2 protein-coding genes and 1 pseudogene are annotated in these 1043 nt (G+C 39.6%); 1 reads left to right on the top strand and 2 read right to left on the bottom strand.

Annotated features, from left to right (window positions below; translation table 11 throughout):
* Positions 1 to 49 precede the first annotated feature (49 nt).
* Both ACM0OP_RS24205 and ACM0OP_RS24200 read right to left on the bottom strand, forming a co-directional pair.
* On the bottom strand, positions 50 to 493 hold the full coding sequence (locus ACM0OP_RS24205; protein ID WP_462362470.1) for an RNA-guided endonuclease InsQ/TnpB family protein: 444 nt from the start codon (positions 491 to 493) through the stop codon (positions 50 to 52).
* 51 nt (positions 494 to 544) lie between these two features.
* A complete protein-coding gene (locus ACM0OP_RS24200; RefSeq protein WP_199308464.1) occupies positions 545 to 805 on the bottom strand; it encodes a Nif11-like leader peptide family natural product precursor in 261 nt (86 codons plus the stop codon).
* Positions 806 to 908: 103 nt separating this feature from the next.
* On the opposite strand from ACM0OP_RS24200, the pseudogene ACM0OP_RS24195 reads away from it, so the two are divergent.
* Positions 909 to 1043: pseudogene (locus ACM0OP_RS24195) on the top strand (IS701 family transposase); the annotation flags it as partial.

Genomic DNA, 1043 nt, shown 5'->3' with positions numbered 1-1043 from the left:
CAAAAGATTTGCCTGCTCTACCTCCTGCCATTTTTTAGTTCCGTCGAACTCACGTGCAGTTAGGACAAATTTGGCTTGTTTTCCGTGCATCTACTTTTTGAAAATAGACATCACGCTTAAAACAAGTTTGTTCAAGAATATTAAAGAATTGACCGAACCCAGCATCCAGGCAATGTTTACCCAGCATTCCACGGGACAAGCCAACTAAATTCAAATCCTCAACAAACACCATCCCGGCGCTGTCACAAATTTGGTGAGACAGCTTTCTGTGCCAATCTTTACGACAATTAGCAACGTACTCATGCAATGAAGCAACTTTCTTTTGTGCTTTTTTCCAATTGTTCGAGCCTAATCGTTTTCTCTTGACACGCTGTTGCAGCAATTTCAGCTTGCGTTGGGCATCTACAAAAAACCTCGGACGCTTGATTAAAAGACCATTAGAAGTGGCAATAAAATTTGTTAGCCCGACATCTATTCCTACTGCTTCCCCGATTGGGGATTAGATCCCTTAGCGTACGATTTTTTACAAATTCTCGCGTGACCCCTAGTTGTACTCTCCAGGAAGATCAGTTTTTCTAACAGTAATGCTGCCAACTTTCTTACCTGACATTCTCAATAATTCATCACCTGAAAATTCAAAACCAAGCTTTAGTGCTATTCGCGCAACATCATCTGCGGTTGGTGCTGCGAGCACCTCGTTTTTAAGTTCAGGTTCAGACTGCATTTTCTTTAAAAATGCTTCGATTTGCTCAAAAGCCATATTTAAAATTTGATCCTCTCTAGCTACTCGTAATATAGAACCCATTTGGGATCTAGTATACTATTAAAATAATATCCCTCTTCTGTCACTTTCCGAATATAATGACTAGAAGAACGGAAGGAAAAATCTCTACAAGGTAGGTAGAGCAATGGATGTAGAATTACAAATTCTCAAACATTTGGCAAGAGATGCCCACCCGACAGTAGGCATCATAGATGAATATTGTGAGGAGTATAGAGACACATTCAAAGAAGTAAGAAATTACGAGTGCTTCAAATATTTA

The sequence above is a fragment of the Nodularia chucula CCY0103 genome (assembly GCF_963923915.1).
Taxonomy (GTDB): domain Bacteria; phylum Cyanobacteriota; class Cyanobacteriia; order Cyanobacteriales; family Nostocaceae; genus Nodularia; species Nodularia chucula.
Note: the sequence above shows the minus strand (reverse complement) of the source record. Positions and strands in the feature narration are given on the sequence as shown.

Bases quoted from the DNA above. Each gene is read 5' to 3' on its own strand.
- ACM0OP_RS24200 (WP_199308464.1), bottom strand. From the start codon at position 805: ATGGGTTCTATATTACGAGTAGCTAGAGAGGATCAAATTTTAAATATG.